This is a genomic window from Streptomyces sp. NPDC104202 (assembly GCF_055584185.1).
In genome coordinates, this window is sequence record NZ_JBVJMN010000006.1 from 1 (window position 1) to 13,814 (window position 13,814).

Consider the following 13,814-nt stretch of genomic DNA (forward strand, 5'->3'; position numbering starts at 1 on the left):
CAGCAGGGGAAGGAGGCAACGACGACGGCCCACCCCCCCACCCCCCCCCCCCCCCCCCCCCCTCCCCCTCCCCCCCCCCCCCCCCCCACGACGGGGGCGCCGCGCCGCGCGGACGGACGCCCCCGTCGCCGGGTCAGGCGCTGAACTCGTAGGTCCAGGAGGCCGACTGGGCCGAGAAGTCGATGTCGGTGATCTCCAGGGCGTGCCCGTGCTGATCGCTGACGACCCGGTGGACGAACAGCCGTGCCGCGCCGCCGGCCGTCGTCGTGGTGGGTCCCGGGGGCACGCCCACCGACTCGCGGTGGGTGATCCGCAGCCCGGCCTGGTGCATCCAGTGGTAGAGCAGGCGGAGGTCGGGCTGCCGATGGCCGTCCCGGTCGCGCCGGTAGCGGGCGAGCTGCGGGATCTCGGTGAGCGCCGCCCGGGAGAACCAGGACACCGCCCGCTGGAGCGCCGACCCGTGCGGTCCGAGGATCACGTGCCGGTGGACGAGGGTCGGTTCGCCCGGGGCCAGGAGCAGCCGGGGGGTCAGCGGGGTGGGCGGCGGCTCCCAGGTCAGCGAGGCCCGGACCTGCGCCCCCGCCGCGCGCGGACCGCCGGGGAAGACGGGCCGGCGGGCCGCGAGGGCCGGCGCGGCCGGGTCGGCGTCGGACGCGTCACCTCCGCCGGCGGCGAACGTGCCCCGTCGGTCGGTGACCACGAGGCGCTCGTCGCGCAGGAGCTGGAGCGCGCTGCGTACCGTCTGCCGGTTGACGTGGTAGCGCTGGACCAGGGAACGTTCCGACGGGAGCCGGCTGCCGGGCGCGATGCGCCGGCCGGTGAGGTCCTCGCGCAGGGCGGCGGCGACCCGGAGATAGAGCGGCGCTTCCGCCGCAGCCTCGGAATCGGGCTCGGCCATGTTCAACCCTCTCTTCGCTCAGCGTGACCACATGGGTCGTGTGGGTGATCAATTCCTATCATTGGTCTAAACCATTTTGCTAGGCCGGTCCCGCAGAGTGGCCGAAACGAGCACCGCGCCTTCTAATGAGGTTCCAGGTGAAGGAGACGAGGCCGCGTCGGCGGAAGAGGGCGGGTGAGGCCGGATGACGACACCGTCGGAGCGCGCCGACCGGGGCCGGGCGGCCCGCAAGCGCGTCTCCCGCTCCTCGCACGGACGATGGATACCGAGCTCCCAGCGCCCCGACCCGCTCGACGTCCTGGAACGCCAGTCCGTCGACCGGCTCCCCGAGCTCTCCCCCCTCCGCTACGGCAGGATGGCCGTCTCGCCCTTCGCCTTCCTGCGCGGCGCCGCGGCCGTCATGGCCGCCGACCTCGGCGCGTCACCGCACACCGGACTCACCGTCCAGCTCTGCGGCGACGCCCATCTGCTCAACTTCGGGGTCTACGCCTCACCCGAACGGACCCTCCTGTTCGACGTGAACGACTTCGACGAGACCCTCCCGGGCCCCTTCGAATGGGACGTGAAGAGGCTCGCCGCCAGCGTCACCGTCGCCGCCCTCCAGAACGGCAGCGCCAAGCCCAAGGCGCACCGCGCCGCCCTCGTGACCGTCGAGGCATACCGGACCGCCATGCGCCGCCTCGCCGCCCTCGGAGAGCTCGCCCTCTGGTACGAGCGGATCGCAGCCGACGACCTCCTGCCCCTGGTCCACCGCGACGAGCGCGCCCGGGTCGCCGGCCGGCTCGCCCGCGCCCGCCGCCGCACCAGCCTCCAGGCCCTCGGCAAGCTCACCGAGACGGACGCCTCCGGAGTCCGGCGGTTCGTCGACGACCCGCCGCTCCTCGAACGGAGCGCGGACATCGACCGGATCACCCTCGGCAAGATCTTCAGCGACTACCGCAGCTCGCTCGCCGAGGAACGACGCATCCTCCTCGACCGCTTCCGCTTCGTCGACGCGGCCCGCAAGGTCGTCGGCGTCGGCAGCGTCGGCACCCGCTGCTTCGTCCTCCTCCTCGAAGGACGGGACGCCACCGACCCGCTCATCCTCCAGATCAAGGAAGCGGCCCACTCCGTCCTGGAGCCGCACCTCGCCCCCTCCGCCTACGCCCACCAGGGCCGCCGCGTCGTCTGCGGCCAGCGCCTGACCCAGGCCGCCAGCGACATCTTCCTCGGCTGGATGACCGGCCCCCAGGAACGCCACTACTACTGGCGCCAGCTGCGCGATATGAAGGGCTCCGCCGAGGTGGAGACCATGTCCCCGGCCCGGCTGCGCGACTACGGACGGCTCTGCGGCCGGGCCCTGGCCCGTGCCCACGCCCGCACCGGCGACCGGGTCGCCATCGCCGCCTATCTCGGCTCCACCGACGTCTTCGACCGCTCCGTCGCCGACTTCGCACTCGCCTACGCGGGCCAGAACGCCGACGACTACGCGGCCCTCGGCGCGGCCATCGCCGCCGGAATGATCACGGCGGCCCCGGGCGTCTGAACCGGCGACCGTGCCGTCGCGCGCCCCGCGCACCGGAGCGCGGCACCACGCGCGCGTCGCCCGCCGGGGCGGACCGGAGCGGGCGCCAGGCCCCCGGTCCGCCCCGGCCGGCGGGACGGCCTAGGCGTCGCGTCGCAGCGGCGGCTCCGACGGCGTCTCGCGGACCGGGCCGAACAGCACCGCCCGCGCGACCGCCGGGGCGAACAGGGCCGACAGCGGCTCCGTCAGGGTCAGCGCCGCACGGAAGGGCGCCCCCACCACCGGGTCGCCCGCGGCGCGCTGCTGCACCCTGGTCATGTACCAGCCGACCGCCTTGTCCGCCGGGCCCGGCCGCGCCGCGTCGCCCACGGCGCCGGGCATCTTCTTGTCGGCGCCCGCCGAGATGTCCCAGGCCTGCTTCGACGCGTCCAGCAGCGCCCGCTGCACCTGACGGGTGGTGGGCGTGCGCCGGGGATCGGCGAGTGCCCGGCGCAGCGCGACCGCCGTCAGCGCCGCGACCGCCATGCCCTGCCCGTAGATCGGGTTGAAGGCGCACAGCGCGTCGCCGGTGGCGAGGAAGCCCGCCGGGCGGCGGCCCGGACGGTCGTACCGGCGGCGGATGTTGGCCGTCCTGCGGAAGCCGTACACCGGGGACTCCGCCTCGGCGCGCGCCAGCCAGTCGCTCACCACCGGGTGCGGCAGCCGCTTCGCGTACTCCTCGAACGCGCCCTCGTCGGTGGGCGGTTCGTCGCCGCGCAGCCCGGACAGCGTCACCAGGTGCCGGCCGTCGCCGAGCGGCAGCACCACGCCGCCGTACACCTGCGAGGGGTTCGGCACCACGTAGTAGCCGACCGCGTCCGTGTCCGGCACCTCCGCCGGCGAGCGGTAGACCCGCGTGGCGTACGCGAGCCCCGTGTCGAGAGTCTCCTCGTGCGGCGCCTCGGCGCCGATCCCCGCCAGCCAGTCGGCCGCCTTCGTGGACCGCCCGGAGGCGTCCACGACCAGATCGGCCTCCAGGACCCGCGGCTCCTGGTCGGCCCCGGTCCCGCGCTCACGCAGCCGGACGCCGCGGACGCGCGAGGAGTCGCCCGTCAGACCCACCGTCTCGGTGCCCTCGACCAGTTCGATCCGCGGGTCGGCGAGCACCCGCTGCCGCACCAGCCACTCCAGTTGCGGACGCGGACCGGTGTAGAAGTGCGCGGTCGCCGGTGTCCGGCGGAACCACTTGCCGTTCTGCCACTGCACCATGTCCTCGGGCACGCCCACCTTCGGCGCACCGAGCTCCCGCAGCTCGTCCATGAACCCCGGCAGCAGCTCGTCGAGCGCCCGCTGACCGCCCGCGATCAGCACGTGCAGATGCCGCCCCTGCGGCACGCCGGGCCGGGCCTCCGGCCCCTCCGGGAACCGGTCGCGCTCGACGACCGTCACCTTCTCCGCGTGCTCGGCCAGCACCCGCGCGGCAAGCAGTCCAGCGAGACTTCCCCCGATGACCACCGCGTGACGCGTCACGCGGTGCCCCAAGTCGTCGGCCATACCCGCCCTTTCCTGTCGTGGAGCTCCAACCCCCCAGTATCCACGCCTCCGAGCCGCCCGTCGCCCCTGCCTCGCCAGCGTCCGACCCCCTAGGCTGGGCCCCATGGCATCCGAACGCGCGACCGGCCCCACCGGCTTCCGGTAGCCGCCGGGAGATCCCCGGCGGTCGTCACCCACGGAGTCCCATGGCACGCACCGCTCACCACGTTCCCCGCTCCCGCCGCCCCCTGCCGGACGACCCGCACCCGGGCGATCCCTGGTGCTCCCTGCTCGTCCGGGACCTCAGGTACAGCGCCGCGACTCTCGCCCGCGCCGCGCGCGAGGGGACCAGGCCCCGGCCCGAGGCGGTCCGCAAGGCCGTCGACCTGTACGCCTGGCCCCGCTTCCGGCAGGACCCGTCCGTCGCCCGCTGGTCGGCGGAGCAGGAGCGCCGGGCCCGGCAGCGCCTGCGCGCCCGGACGCGCGCCCTCACACGTCTGGTGAACGGCACCGGGAGGACGCTCGCCCGGACGGCACCCGACAGGGTGGACGTTCCGCCCGCCCGTCACCGGAGGCTCGCCCTCTGGATGGCCTAGGCGGCGACGGGTGGCCGGGGCGGGTCCCCGGCCACCCGTCGCGTCACTCCTCGCCGAGTTCCTCCAGCGCGCCGGTCAGCCATTCCACCCAGAAGCGCTCCATGTCGATGCCGCCCCGCAGGACGAGGTGGCGGAGGCGGTCGGGCTCCGCGTACCGGCGTGCGGAGGGGAAGTCGCGTGCCTCGATGACGAGGTACTCGTCCAACTGCTGCTGGTGCAGGGCCAGATGGCGCCGCAGTTCGGCGCGGAGCCCGGAGGCGCCGACGACGGCGGCGGCGCGCATGCGCAGCAGGAGGGCGGCCCGCATCGGCTTGGGGTCCTCGGTGCGGGCGACCCAGGTGCCCAGCTCGGTCCGGCCCGCGGGCAGGACCTCGTACTCCTTCTTCTGTCCCCGCGCGGGGACCGGGGCGGGCAGGGCGCGGATGTGCCCCGCCTGCTCCAGCTTCCCCAGCTCGCGGTAGATCTGCTGGTGCGTGGCCGACCAGAAGTAGCCGATCGACTTGTCGAAGCGGCGCGTCAGTTCGAGGCCGGAGGACGGCTTCTCGAGCAACGCGGTGAGGATCGCGTGCGGGAGGGACATGCTCGCATCCTAGGTTCGGTCGGCCACGGTGATCAGGGCGCCGTCGTCACAGGGTGGCGGCGAGCCGGGTGCCCTGGTCGATGGCCCGCTTGGCGTCCAGCTCGGCGGCCACGTCCGCGCCGCCGATGAGGTGCGGCGTGCGGCCGGCGGCCACCAGCTCCTCGTACAGGTCGCGGCGCGGCTCCTGGCCGGAGCAGAGCACGACGGTGTCGACGGGCAGGAGCTGCTGTTCGCCGTCGACGGTGAGGTGCAGGCCCTCGTCGTCGATGCGGTCGTAGGAGACGCCCGCGACCATGGTGACGCCGCGGTGCTTGAGCTCGGTGCGGTGGATCCACCCGGTCGTCTTGCCCAGGCCCGCGCCGACCTTGGAGCTCTTGCGCTGGAGCAGGTGGACCTGGCGCGGGGGCGCGTCGCGCTCGGGGGCGCGCAGTCCGCCCCGGTTCTCGTAGGAGGTGTCGACGCCCCACTGGCGGAAGTACGTCTCCGGGTCCTGGCTCGCGCCCTCGCCGCCGTCGGTGAGGAACTCCGCCACGTCGAAGCCGATGCCGCCCGCGCCGATGACCGCCACGCGCTCGCCGACGTGCGCGCCGTCGCGCAGCACGTCGAGGTAGCCGACCACGCTCGGGTGGTCGACCCCGGGGATGGCGGGCGTGCGGGGCGAGACGCCGGTGGCGACGACGACCTCGTCGAAGCCGTCCAGGTCGCCGGCGGCGACCGGGGTGCGGAGCCGGACCTCGACCCCGCGCTCGTCGAGCTGGACGCGGTAGTAGCGCAGCGTCTCCTCGAACTCCTCCTTGCCCGGCACCCGCTTGGCGACGTTCAGCTGCCCGCCGATCTCGGCCGCGGCGTCGAAGAGCGTGACGGCGTGGCCGCGTTCGGCGGCGGACACGGCGCACGCGAGGCCGGCCGGGCCGGCGCCGACGACGGCGATCCGCTTGGCGAGGCGGGTGGGGGAGAGGACGAGCTCGGTCTCGTGGCAGGCGCGCGGGTTGACCAGGCAGGAGGTGATCTTGAGGTTGAACGTGTGGTCCAGGCAGGCCTGGTTGCAGCCGATGCAGGTGTTGATGGTGTCGGCGCGGTCGGCGGCGGCCTTGGCGACGAAGGCGGGGTCGGCCAGGAAGGGCCGGGCCAGCGACACGAGGTCGGCGCGGCCGTCGGCGAGGATCTCCTCGGCCACCTCGGGCGTGTTGATCCGGTTGCTGGTGACGAGCGGCACGGAGACCGCGCCCATCAGCTTCTTGGTCACCCAGGTGTAGGCGCCGCGCGGCACGGAGGTGGCGATGGTCGGGATGCGGGCCTCGTGCCAGCCGATGCCGGTGTTGATGATGGTCGCGCCGGCGGCCTCGATCTCCTTGGCGAGGCGGACGACCTCCTCCAGGGTGGAGCCGCCGGGCACGAGGTCCAGCATGGACAGGCGGTAGACGAGGATGAACTCCTCGCCGACCCGCTCGCGGATCCGGCGGACGATCTCCAGCGGGAAGCGGACGCGGTTCTCGTAGGAGCCGCCCCAGCGGTCGGTGCGCCGATTGGTGGCGGCCGCGATGAACTCGTTGATGAGGTAGCCCTCGGAGCCCATGACCTCGACGCCGTCGTAGCCGGCCTCCTGGGCGAGCTCGGCGCAGCGGGCGTAGTCCTCGACGGTCTGCTCGACCTCGGCGTCGGTCAGCTCGTTCGGCACGAAGGGGCTGATCGGCGCCTTGACCGGGCTGGGGCCGACCAGTCCGGGGTGGTAGGCGTACCGGCCGAAGTGCAGGATCTGCATGGCGATCCGGCCTCCCTCGGCGTGCACGGCGTCGGTGATCAGCCGGTGCTCGGCGACCTCCTCGTCCGTGGTCAGCTTGGCGCCGCCGTCCCACGGCCGGCCGGCCTCGTTGGGGGCGATGCCGCCGGTGACGATCAGCCCGGCGCCGCCGCGCGCCCGCTCGGCGTAGAACGCGGCCATGCGCGCGAAGCCGTGCTCGGTCTCCTCCAGGCCGACGTGCATCGACCCCATGATCACCCGGTTGGGCAGGGTCGTGAACCCCAGGTCGAGCGGGCTCAGCAGGTGCGGGTACGGGGTCATCGGGCGCCTCCTCGCGCAGGATCGTCACCCTCAGTTCTAGGGGACCCGACCTCCTTATGCAACTAGTTGCAGAACAATCCGGGAGTGATGTCTACTACTCGGTAACCCGCGGGGTCACAGGCTGCCCGCACCCGCCCACGCGTCCAGCTCCTCCGGCGTGCGGGGCTCCGGGGCGTCCGCGGCGAGCAGACCGTGGGCCCGCAGCAGCCGGGACACCGCGGTCGCCCACGGCCGGCGCAGCCGGGCGTCGGCGAGGAGTTCGTCGTCCCCCAGGAGGTCGGCGACCGGCCCGGTGCGCAGCCCCGCGGGGGAGAGGACCGCCGCCTCGTCGGCCCAGCGCAGGGCGAGGTCGACGTCGTGGGTCGCCATGACCACCGTCGTGCCGCCCCCGCGCAGCCGCTCCAGGGCGTCGAGCAGCCGCTCCTGGCCGTGCGGGTCGAGACCGGCCGTCGGCTCGTCCATGATCAGGACGCGGGGCCGCATCGCCACGGCGCCGGCGATCGCGGCCCGCTTGCGCTGCCCGTACGAGAGCAGATGCGTCGGCCGGTCCTCCAGCGCCACGATGTCCAGCGCCTCCAGCGCCTCCCGGACCCGCAGCCGCACCTCGTCCTCCGGCAGCCCCAGGTTCATCGGCCCGAACGACACGTCCTGCCCGACGGAGGCGGCGAAGAGCTGGTCGTCCGGGTCCTGCACCACCAGCTGCACGGAGGTCCGCAGCCGGGTCAGCCCCCTGCGGTCGTAGGCCACCGGCTCCCCGTCCAGGAGCAGCGCCCCGCGCCCGCACCGCAGGCCGCCGCTCAGCAGCCGCAGCAGCGTCGTCTTGCCGCTGCCGTTGCGGCCCAGGAGCGCGATCGCCCGCCCCTCCGCCACCGCGAAGTCCACGTCCGTCAGGACCGCAGGCCCGTCCTCGTAGGCGAATCCCGCCTTCACCAGCTCCACGACGGGAGCCCGACCCGGAGGCGTCGGGGGAAGCGGAGGTGTCACGGCAGGAGCCTTTCCAGGACGAGGGAGAGGGCGACGAGCCCCCCGAGGAGCACGGCCGTCGCCGCGAGGAACCGGCGGGAGACGGCGCACGCGGGCACCAGCACCCGCAGCGTCCCGTCGTACCCCCGGCCGGCCAGCCCCGACTGCAGCCGCTGCGCCCGGTCGAAGGCCCGGACGAAGGCGGTCGCGCCGAGGCCCGCCAGCGAACGCCAGGTCGCGGCACGGCCGGTGTGCCCCAGCCGGGCCGCCTGCGCCTGCCGGACCTTGGCGAGTGCGTCGAGCAGCAGGAAGATGATCCGGTACATCACCAGGGCCACGTCCACCACCGGCGCCGGCACACCCGCCCGGACCAGCCGGGGGAGCACGTCGGACACCGGCGTCGTGAACGCGAACAACAGCACGCCGAGCGAGGCCGACGAGGTCCGCAGCAACAGCTCGACCGCGTGCGCCGGGCCGCCGGGCGCGAGGGCCACCAGGCCCCGCGCCCCACCCACCTCGAAGAGCAGCGGCACCGCCCCCGTGACGCAGAAGCCGAGCGGCACGCGGAACGCCCGCCACAGCTGACGGCCCGCCACACCGGCCGGACCGAGCAGCACCCCGAGCGTGGCCGCCGCCACGAGCACCGCGCCCGGCCACGGCGGCAGACAGACCGCGCACAGGGTCAGACCGAAGCCGAGCAGCGCCTTCTCGGCGGGATGGCGCGCACGCCAGCGGCCGGCGTGCGCCGCCGCGTCGATGGGCAGCATCGCCGGCTACGCGTCCCGGCCGGGGACGGGAGCGTCGGCGCCCGCGGCGCCCTCCCGGCCCGCGTCGTCCGCCGCGCCCTTCCCGCCGGCCCGCTCCTCGCCGTCGGCCGACGCGGCCCGCGCCGCACCCTGGCGACGGCCGCGCCGCAGGCCGAAGTAGTACGCCAGGACGCCGGCGCCGAGTGCGGCCTGGAGGGCGAACAGGGCCGACTCGATCTCCCCGGACGGGGGCTCGTACAGGGGGCTGAACCAGGGTTCGTAGTCCGGGTGGAGCTCGGTGATCGCGGTCTCCGCCTCGGCGTCGGCCCCGGTGAAGGGCTCCTCCTTGTGGTCGCCGAGGCCCAGCACGAGCGGCAGCACCGCGAGCGCCGCGACGGCGAGGAGGAGAAGGGCGTTGATCCTGGTGTTCCGGCTGATCCCGCTCATCGCGCGGCCGCCTCCTCGTGGCGCCCGGCCGACCGCGGGGCGAGGACGCCGAGACGGGTCAGCTCGCCCTTGCTCGACTGGGTCAGCAGCCGCATCACGAGCACGGTCAGCAGGCCCTCGCTCACCGCCAGCGGGATCTGCGTCACGGCGAAGATGCCGCCGAACTTCGCCAGCGCACCCGCGAAGCCGCTGCCCGGGTCGGGGAAGGCCAGCGCCAGCTGGACGCTGGTCACGCAGTACGTCGAGAGGTCGGCGACGAACGCGCCGAAGAAGACGGCGACCATCAGCGGCGCACCGAACCGGCGCACCAGCAGGTAGGTGCCGTACCCGGCCCAGGGGCCGACGATCGCCATCGAGAAGGCGTTGGCCCCCAGCGTGGTCAGACCGCCGTGGGCCAGCAGCAGCGCCTGGAAGAGCAGGGTGATCGTCCCCAGGACCGCCATGATCGGCGGCCGGAACAGGATCGCGCCCAGGCCCGTGCCGGTCGGGTGCGAACAACTGCCCGTCACCGAAGGCAGCTTGAGCGCCGACAGGACGAACGTGAAGGCGCCGGAGGCGCCGAGCAGCAGGGTGGACTCGGGGTTCGCGCGGACCTCGCGGGTCAGGGCGCGCACCCCGTGGACGACGAACGGGGCGGCCGCGACGCCCCAGGCGGCGGCGTGCGCAGGGGGAAGATACCCCTCGGCTATATGCATGGTCGGAAGACCCTCTCCAGCACCTCGTGGATGGACAACGCACCCTGGCCGGTCTCCTGGCTGACGGTCATGCCGTCCGACTCCGCCTTCCCACACCGCGACGGTCTCCCGTCGCGGTCCAGTGGCTTCCCCGAGGGGGTGGAGCCGGACCTCCCGATCACAGTGGCGAGGGCCGCACCGGTACTCCACCGGTTTCCCGTACACCAAGGCCCTGCGACATTAGTGCGTTGACCAGGTACATCACAACACGGTCGCCACCCGGTGCGGCCCCTCCGTCACTCCGCGCACCCGCCGCCGCGGCGCACTCCCCGGGGCAGGAGTACGCCTCCGAGGTCGGCTCCCTGCGGCGGGAGCGCGCCTCCGAGGTCTACTCCTTCCGGTAGGAGTACGCCTCCGAGGCCGCGGCCGCCACCGCGTCGAGGTCCCCGCCGGCGCTCGCCGTCACCAGCGCCGCCACCGCTCCCTCGACGAAGGGGGCGTCCACCAGACGCGCCCCCTCCGGGAGTTCGTCGCCCTCGGCGAGGAGGGCCTTCACGGTGAGCACGGCGCTCCCCAGATCGACCAGGAGCGCCACCCCCGCGCCCCGGTCCACGGCCTTCGCCGCCGCCGAGATCAGCTCCGCGCTCGTCCCCAGCCCCCCGTCGGGCAGACCGCCCGCCGGAGCGAGCGGCGCGAGGTCCCCGCCGCCCGCGAGCCCCGCGGCCAGCCCGGCGACGGCCGCGGCGACCGCGGCGCTGTGCGACACGAGCACGATGCCCACGGGAGCCGCCCCGCCCGCCGCCGGGCTCACGACGCCTCCCCGGCGGACCGGCCCTCGGCCGCCGCGGTCTCGGCGAGCACCGTGAACAGCAGGGCCGACGACGTCGCCCCCGGATCCTGGTGCCCCACCGACCGTTCGCCGAGATAGCTGGCCCGGCCCTTGCGCGCCCGCAGCGGTACGGTCGCCAGCGCCCCCTCCTCGGCGGCGGCGCGGGCCGCCCCGAACGAGGTCCGCAGCCCCTCCACCGCCGGCGTCAGCGCGTCCAGCATCGTCTTGTCGCCCACCTGGGCACCGCCCAGCTGGGACACGGCGGCGACCCCGGCGCCCAGCGCCTCCGCCAGTCGCTCCCGGGTGACCCGCCCGTCCTCGCCGAGGGACTTCCCGGCGCGCCGCAGCAGGGTCCCGTACAGCGGCCCCGACGCGCCGCCGACCGTGGAGATCAGCTGCCGCCCGGCGGCGGTGAGCGCCCCGCCCGGCGTCGCCGGCGGCTCCTTCGCCAACGCGTCCGCGACCGCGGCGAAGCCCCGTTTGAGATTGGCGCCGTGATCGGCGTCCCCGATCGCCGAGTCCAGCTCGGTGAGCCGGTCCGCCTCCCGGTCGACGGCCCCGGCGACCGCGTCCAGCCAGCGCACCACGAACTCCGCGCCGAAGGTCTCCGTCACGCCCGCTCCCTCGTCCGTACCCACCGCCTCCTCACCGGCCCCAGCGCAGCGCGGGCGTCCGCACCGGCGCGTCCCACAGGCGGAGCAGCTCCTCGTCCACCTCGCACAGGGTCACCGAGCAGCCGGCCATGTCGAGGGAGGTCACGTAGTTCCCCACCAGCGTCCGCGCCACGGGCACCCCCCGCTCGGCGAGCACCCGCTGCACCTCCGCGTTGAAGCCGTACAGCTCCAGGAGCGGTGTCCCGCCCATCCCGTTGACCAGCGCGATCACCGGCCCGGTGGGGGCCAGGTCCTGGACGACCGCGTCGACGGCGAAGTCCGCGATCTCCCGCGAGGTCATCATCGCCCGCCGCTCCCGGCCCGGCTCGCCGTGGATGCCGACGCCCAACTCCAGCTCTCCGTCCGGGAGGTCGAAGGTCGGACTGCCCTTGGCGGGCGTGGTGCACGCGCTCAGCGCCACCCCGAAGGAACGCGACCGGCCGTTCACCCGCCGGGCGATCGCCTCCACCCGCTCCAGGGGCGCGCCCTCCTCGGCCGCCGCCCCCGCGATCTTCTCGACGAACAGCGTGGCCCCGGTCCCGCGCCGTCCCGCCGTGTACAGGCTGTCCGTCACCGCCACGTCGTCGTCGACGAGGACCTTCGCGACCTGGATGCCCTCGTCCTGCGCGAGCTCCGCCGCCATCTCGAAGTTCAGCACGTCGCCGGTGTAGTTCTTCACGACGAACAGCACCCCCGCACCGCTGTCCACCGCCGCCGCAGCCCGCACCATCTGGTCGGGGACCGGCGAGGTGAACACCTCCCCGGGACACGCCGCCGCCAGCATCCCCGGCCCCACGAACCCGCCGTGCAACGGCTCGTGCCCCGACCCTCCGCCCGACACCAGCGCCACCTTCCCGGCCATCGGCGCGTCCCGCCGCACCACCACCCGCCGCTCCACGTCCACGGTGAGCTCGGGATGCGCGGCGGCCATCCCCCGCAGCGCGTCGGCGACGACGGTCTCGGGAACGTTGATCAACATCCTCACGGGTACCTCCTGATGAGACGGACGAGCAGGCCGCTGAGCGGTGTCCTCGCAGGTCGGCGCGGAGAAGGGGACGCCGTCGGCGCGCGGTGTGGCGGGACGACTCCCTCCTGCGGTGTCAGACCCTCTGACTCTTACCAGAGACGGCCGGGGGAACCCTGTGACCGAGGGGCTATGTCAGGACGGGAAGCGACACGAGGCCGCGGACGAGCCGGGTGCGCCGCCACTCCAGGCGTTTGGGAGGGACGGCGAGGCGGACGGCGGGGAACCGCGTCAGGACCGCCCGCAGGGCGATCTCCGCCTCGGCCCGGGCCAGGGGGGCGCCGAGGCAGCGGTGGATGCCGTGGCCGAAGGCGAGGTGGGCGGCGGCGTCGCGGTCCAGGTCGAGCACGTCCGGGTCCGGGAAGCGCGCCGGGTCGCGGTTGGCCGCCCCGAGGTCGACCCGCACCGGGACGCCGGGAGGGAGCGCGACGCCGCCGAGCGTGACGGTCTGCGTGGTGTACCGGAAGGTGGCGGTGGCGACCGGGGGATCGAAGCGGAGCAGCTCGTCCAGGGCGGCGGGGATCCCGTCCGGGTCCTTCCGGAGGCGGTCCAGCGCGGCCGGATGCCGCAGCAGGGCGAGGACGGCGTTGCCGAGGAAGTGGGTGGTCGTCTCGTGCCCGGCCACGAGGAGCAGCACGGCCAGCGACACCAGCTCCTCCTCGCTGAGCCGGCCCTCTCCGCCCCCGCCCGCAGGGACGAGCCGGAGGAGCCGGTCGAGGAGGGCGTCCCCGGGGTGGCGGCGCCTGGCGCCGACGAGCTCCGCCATGTAGCCCGCCAGCGCGTGCGAGGCCGTGTCGACGGCGTCCGGATCGCCCGCGGAGAACAGGGCTCCCGACCAGCGCCCGACATCGGGCCGGTCGGCCTCCGGGACCCCGAGCAGCTCGCAGATCACGATGACCGGCAGCGGCGCCGCGAGGCCGCTCACGACGTCGGCCTCCCCGCCGTCCGGCCAGCGGTCCAGCAGCTCGTCGGTGACCCGCGCGACGAAGGGACGCAGCCCCGTGACGGCGCCCGTCGTGAACGCCCCCGCCAACGACCGGCGCAACCGGGTGTGCCGGGGCGGATCACTGGCCAGCATCGTGCGGGACACCGCCGGGTGCAGCGCCCGGCCCGACTCCTTCCCCGCGAAGAAGGCGGCCGTGTCCTTCGACAGCCGCGCGTCGGCGAGGGCCTCCCGGGCCTCCGCGTACCCGGTCACCAGGTGACCGGAACGCCCGCGGGAGCCGGCCGGCACGGACCCCACGGGACACGGCGAACGCTGGGCCGCGGAGGGGGAGTACGGATCCTGGGGGTGGGGGGATTCCTGAGCCATGACCCCATTGTCGA

The 13,814-nt window shown here is 74.7% G+C and carries 14 protein-coding genes and 1 riboswitch; of the genes, 2 read left to right on the top strand and 12 right to left on the bottom strand.

Annotation, left to right across the window (positions count from 1 at the left end):
- Nucleotides 1-133: 133 nt before the first annotated feature.
- Nucleotides 134-898: a winged helix-turn-helix domain-containing protein gene (locus tag ACZ60W_RS05935; RefSeq protein ID WP_469754131.1), complete on the bottom strand. Its 765-nt coding sequence runs from the start codon at nt 896-898 to the stop codon at nt 134-136.
- Between the two features lie 184 nt (nt 899-1,082).
- On the opposite strand from ACZ60W_RS05935, the gene ACZ60W_RS05940 reads away from it, so the two are divergent.
- On the top strand, nt 1,083-2,423 hold the full coding sequence (locus ACZ60W_RS05940) for a DUF2252 domain-containing protein (RefSeq protein WP_469754132.1): 1,341 nt from the start codon (nt 1,083-1,085) through the stop codon (nt 2,421-2,423).
- Nucleotides 2,424-2,543: 120 nt separating this feature from the next.
- On the opposite strand, the gene ACZ60W_RS05945 is transcribed toward ACZ60W_RS05940, so the two are convergent.
- Nucleotides 2,544-3,935 (bottom strand): NAD(P)/FAD-dependent oxidoreductase, encoded by a 1,392-nt coding sequence (locus tag ACZ60W_RS05945; RefSeq protein ID WP_469754133.1) that lies wholly within the window; start codon nt 3,933-3,935, stop codon nt 2,544-2,546.
- A gap of 185 nt (nt 3,936-4,120) precedes the next feature.
- On the opposite strand from ACZ60W_RS05945, the gene ACZ60W_RS05950 reads away from it, so the two are divergent.
- Nucleotides 4,121-4,510: a hypothetical protein gene (locus ACZ60W_RS05950; protein WP_469754134.1), complete on the top strand. Its 390-nt coding sequence runs from the start codon at nt 4,121-4,123 to the stop codon at nt 4,508-4,510.
- 43 nt (nt 4,511-4,553) lie between these two features.
- Here the strand turns inward: ACZ60W_RS05950 and ACZ60W_RS05955 are convergent, their stop codons facing one another.
- The 10 genes from ACZ60W_RS05955 to ACZ60W_RS06000 form a co-directional block, all read right to left on the bottom strand.
- Complete coding sequence (locus ACZ60W_RS05955) at nt 4,554-5,090, bottom strand: PadR family transcriptional regulator (RefSeq protein WP_469754135.1); 537 nt, start codon at nt 5,088-5,090, stop codon at nt 4,554-4,556.
- A gap of 46 nt (nt 5,091-5,136) precedes the next feature.
- The gene (locus ACZ60W_RS05960) at nt 5,137-7,152 is read right to left on the bottom strand and encodes an oxidoreductase (protein WP_469754136.1); all 2,016 of its coding nucleotides are present in this window, start codon (nt 7,150-7,152) and stop codon (nt 5,137-5,139) included.
- Between the two features lie 114 nt (nt 7,153-7,266).
- Nucleotides 7,267-8,091 carry an ATP-binding cassette domain-containing protein gene (locus ACZ60W_RS05965; protein WP_469754137.1) on the bottom strand — a complete coding sequence of 275 codons (825 nt, stop codon included), beginning with the start codon at nt 8,089-8,091 and terminating at the stop codon, nt 7,267-7,269.
- A 41-nt stretch (nt 8,092-8,132) separates the two neighbouring features.
- On the bottom strand, nt 8,133-8,882 hold the full coding sequence (gene cbiQ / locus ACZ60W_RS05970; RefSeq protein ID WP_469754138.1) for a cobalt ECF transporter T component CbiQ: 750 nt from the start codon (nt 8,880-8,882) through the stop codon (nt 8,133-8,135).
- A 6-nt stretch (nt 8,883-8,888) separates the two neighbouring features.
- A complete protein-coding gene (locus ACZ60W_RS05975; RefSeq protein ID WP_469754286.1) occupies nt 8,889-9,299 on the bottom strand; it encodes an energy-coupling factor ABC transporter substrate-binding protein in 411 nt (136 codons plus the stop codon).
- A 5-nt stretch (nt 9,300-9,304) separates the two neighbouring features.
- Entirely contained in the window at nt 9,305-10,003 is a 699-nt protein-coding gene (locus tag ACZ60W_RS05980; protein WP_469754139.1) for an energy-coupling factor ABC transporter permease, read from the bottom strand.
- Between the two features lie 29 nt (nt 10,004-10,032).
- Nucleotides 10,033-10,253, bottom strand: a riboswitch (cobalamin riboswitch).
- A 117-nt stretch (nt 10,254-10,370) separates the two neighbouring features.
- The gene (locus ACZ60W_RS05985; RefSeq protein ID WP_469754140.1) at nt 10,371-10,793 is read right to left on the bottom strand and encodes a PTS-dependent dihydroxyacetone kinase phosphotransferase subunit DhaM; all 423 of its coding nucleotides are present in this window, start codon (nt 10,791-10,793) and stop codon (nt 10,371-10,373) included.
- Nucleotides 10,790-11,425: a dihydroxyacetone kinase subunit DhaL gene (gene dhaL, locus ACZ60W_RS05990; RefSeq protein WP_469754141.1), complete on the bottom strand. Its 636-nt coding sequence runs from the start codon at nt 11,423-11,425 to the stop codon at nt 10,790-10,792. The genes ACZ60W_RS05985 and dhaL overlap by 4 nt, the downstream gene beginning before the upstream one ends.
- 31 nt (nt 11,426-11,456) lie before the next feature.
- Nucleotides 11,457-12,449 carry a dihydroxyacetone kinase subunit DhaK gene (gene dhaK / locus ACZ60W_RS05995; RefSeq protein ID WP_469754142.1) on the bottom strand — a complete coding sequence of 331 codons (993 nt, stop codon included), beginning with the start codon at nt 12,447-12,449 and terminating at the stop codon, nt 11,457-11,459.
- Between the two features lie 169 nt (nt 12,450-12,618).
- Complete coding sequence (locus ACZ60W_RS06000) at nt 12,619-13,800, bottom strand: cytochrome P450 family protein (protein ID WP_469754143.1); 1,182 nt, start codon at nt 13,798-13,800, stop codon at nt 12,619-12,621.
- Nucleotides 13,801-13,814 lie beyond the last annotated feature (14 nt).

What these genes read in the sequence shown, in the direction of transcription:
- ACZ60W_RS05935 (WP_469754131.1), bottom strand. Translation starts at nt 898, where the DNA reads ATGGCCGAGCCCGATTCCGAGGCTGCGGCGGAAGCGCCGCTCTATCTC.
- ACZ60W_RS05940 (WP_469754132.1), top strand. Translation starts at nt 1,083, where the DNA reads ATGACGACACCGTCGGAGCGCGCCGACCGGGGCCGGGCGGCCCGCAAG.
- ACZ60W_RS05945 (WP_469754133.1), bottom strand. Translation starts at nt 3,935, where the DNA reads ATGGCCGACGACTTGGGGCACCGCGTGACGCGTCACGCGGTGGTCATC.
- ACZ60W_RS05950 (WP_469754134.1), top strand. Translation starts at nt 4,121, where the DNA reads ATGGCACGCACCGCTCACCACGTTCCCCGCTCCCGCCGCCCCCTGCCG.
- ACZ60W_RS05955 (WP_469754135.1), bottom strand. Translation starts at nt 5,090, where the DNA reads ATGTCCCTCCCGCACGCGATCCTCACCGCGTTGCTCGAGAAGCCGTCC.
- ACZ60W_RS05960 (WP_469754136.1), bottom strand. Translation starts at nt 7,152, where the DNA reads ATGACCCCGTACCCGCACCTGCTGAGCCCGCTCGACCTGGGGTTCACG.
- cbiQ (WP_469754138.1), bottom strand. Translation starts at nt 8,882, where the DNA reads ATGCTGCCCATCGACGCGGCGGCGCACGCCGGCCGCTGGCGTGCGCGC.
- ACZ60W_RS05980 (WP_469754139.1), bottom strand. Translation starts at nt 10,003, where the DNA reads ATGCATATAGCCGAGGGGTATCTTCCCCCTGCGCACGCCGCCGCCTGG.
- ACZ60W_RS06000 (WP_469754143.1), bottom strand. Translation starts at nt 13,800, where the DNA reads ATGGCTCAGGAATCCCCCCACCCCCAGGATCCGTACTCCCCCTCCGCG.